The organism is Sphingobium sp. ba1 (assembly GCF_000743655.1).
Classification (GTDB): Bacteria; Pseudomonadota; Alphaproteobacteria; order Sphingomonadales; family Sphingomonadaceae; genus Sphingobium.
Genome location: NZ_JPPQ01000051.1, coordinates 1 through 2,474 on the forward strand (window position 1 = coordinate 1; position 2,474 = coordinate 2,474).

Annotated in this window: 2 protein-coding genes; both read right to left on the reverse strand. The window is 64.5% G+C overall.

What is annotated here, in order from left to right:
* On the reverse strand, positions 1-1,837 hold a 1,837-nt coding region (locus tag IL54_RS02680; RefSeq protein ID WP_037472978.1), incomplete at its 3' end, for a glutamate synthase central domain-containing protein.
* Between the two features lie 102 nt (positions 1,838-1,939).
* Positions 1,940-2,474: FAD-dependent oxidoreductase (locus IL54_RS02685; protein ID WP_037472976.1), on the reverse strand; the 535-nt coding region annotated here is incomplete at its 5' end.

A 2,474-nucleotide genomic window follows, 5' to 3' on the forward strand; every position in this document is an offset into this window, starting at 1 on the left:
GCAACTGCTCCTGCCCGCCGCTGGCGGGGAAGGTGCAGTCGATCTGCGCCACGGCCGGGCCGAAATGCGCCTTCAACCGCGCCCATTCGGCGCTCGTCAGCACCGGCGATTCCAGCACCAGCACATGGCTGTTCTGCGCATCCTGCTCCAGGATATTGTGCAGGTTGGAAAAGCGCGTTTTCAGGCTCATCACATGCCGTTCGCGCAGCGGGTCGATCGGCGGGTTGGTGACCTGACTGAAATTCTGGCGGAAGAAATGGCTGATCGTGCGCGGCTTGTCGGAAATGACCGCCAGCGGCGTATCGTCGCCCATCGATCCGATGGCTTCCTTCGAATCCTCGACCATGGGGGCGAGGATCAGTTCCAGATCCTCCAGCGTCAGATTGGCCGCCACCTGCCGCCGCGTCAGTTCCGCCTTGTCCCAGCCGGGCAGGGCGGTCGGCGCGTCGGTCAGGTCGCCGATCGCCATGAAATCCTTGATCAGCTCGCCATAGGGGCGCTCACCGGCGATGCGGTCCTTGATCGCGGCGTCGTCATAGAGTTCGCCTTCCTGCAGGTCGATCGCGATCATCTGGCCCGGACCCATGCGGCCCTTGCGCACGATCGTCGTTTCAGGAACCACGACCATGCCGGTTTCGGATCCCACGATCAGCAGATTGTCGCCGGTCAGCGTATAGCGCAGCGGGCGTAGCGCGTTGCGATCGACGCCTGCCACGACCCAGCGACCGTCGGTCATCGCCAGCGCGGCGGGGCCGTCCCACGGCTCCATGACGCTGGCGAGATATTCATACATGTCGGCATGGGGCTTGGGCAGTTCGGCGCTTTCGCTCTGCCAGGCTTCGGGCACCAGCATCAGCTTGGCGGTCGGCGCATCGCGGCCCGAACGGCAGATCGCCTCGAACACGGCGTCGAGCGCGGCGGTATCGGACGCGCCCGCCGGGATCACCGGCTTGATGTCCTCCGACTGCTCGCCAAAGGCGAGGCTCGCCATCTTGATCTCGTGGCTCTTCATCCAATTCTTGTTGCCGCGGATCGTGTTGATCTCGCCATTATGGGCAAGCGTGCGGAACGGTTGGGCCAGCCACCATTGCGGGAAGGTGTTGGTCGAATAGCGCTGATGGAAGATGGCGACGCGGCTTTCGAACCGCTCATCCTGCAGGTCGGGATAGAAGACCGACAGCGATTCCGCGAGGAACAGCCCCTTGTAGATGATCGAGCGGCACGACAGCGAACAGACGTAGAAGTCGTTGATCTGCGCCGCGATCACCTGCTTCTCGATCCGGCGGCGGATGAGGTACAGATCCTTTTCGAACTCGGCCTGGTCGCGCTCTTCGGGCATTGGCCCGGCGATCATGATCTGCTCGATTTCGGGGCGCGTGCGCTGCGCCTTCTCGCCGATGACGGATACGTCCACCGGCACCTGGCGCCAGCCATAGATGGTGTAGCCCGCGTCGATGATCTCGCTCTCGACTATGGTGCGGCAGGTTTCCTGGGCGGACAGGTCGGTGCGCGGCAGGAAGATCATGCCGACGGCGAGGCGGTTGGGCAGCGGCTTGTGGCCGGAGTCGGCAATGGCGTCGTCAAAGAAGCGCACCGGCAGATCGACATGGATGCCCGCGCCATCGCCGGTCTTGCCATCGGCATCGACCGCGCCGCGATGCCACACGGCCTTCAGCGCATCGATCGCGGAGGCGACGACGCGGCGGCTGGGACGGCCATCGGTGGCGGCGACGAGGCCGACGCCACAGGCGTCGCCTTCCAGGTCGGGATGATACATGCCCTCGGCGGCGATCCGCGCGCGTTCTTCGGGGCTTGCCATGAAGGGAGTGTCAGTCATGATCGCCATCCTATTCTTCCGTTCGGTTCGAGCTTGTCGAGAACCCCTGCGCCTCGTTCTCGACAAGCTCGAACCGAACGGGCTGGGGTGGAATGAGGGCGCTTAGGCGGCGACGCTTTCGCTGGTCTTGGCCTTGGCCTTGAGATATTTGTGCATATGCTCGGTCACATCGCGCCCATCGCGGATCGCCCACACTACCAGGCTTGCGCCGCGCACGATGTCGCCGGCTGCAAACACGCCATCCACGCTGGTCATCATCGTCTTGTGATCGACGCGCAGCGTGCCCCAGCGGGTGACCGACAGGTCGTCCGCGCCGAACAGCTTGGGCAGTTCTTCGGGGTCATAGCCCAGTGCCTTGATGACTAGGTCGGCCTCTAGCGTATGTTCGCTGCCGGGATCGGGTTCGGGGGCGCGGCGGCCGGAGGCGTCGGGGGCACCCAGGCGCATCTTGGTGACCTTTACGCCGGTGACATGATCGGTGCCTTCGAATGCGATCGGCGCGGTCAGCCAGACGAATTCGACGCCTTCTTCCTCGGCATTGGCGACTTCGCGCTGCGATCCGGGCATATTGTCGCGGTCGCGGCGGTAGAGGCACTTCACCGACTTGGCCCCCTGGCGGATCGCGGTGCGGACGCAG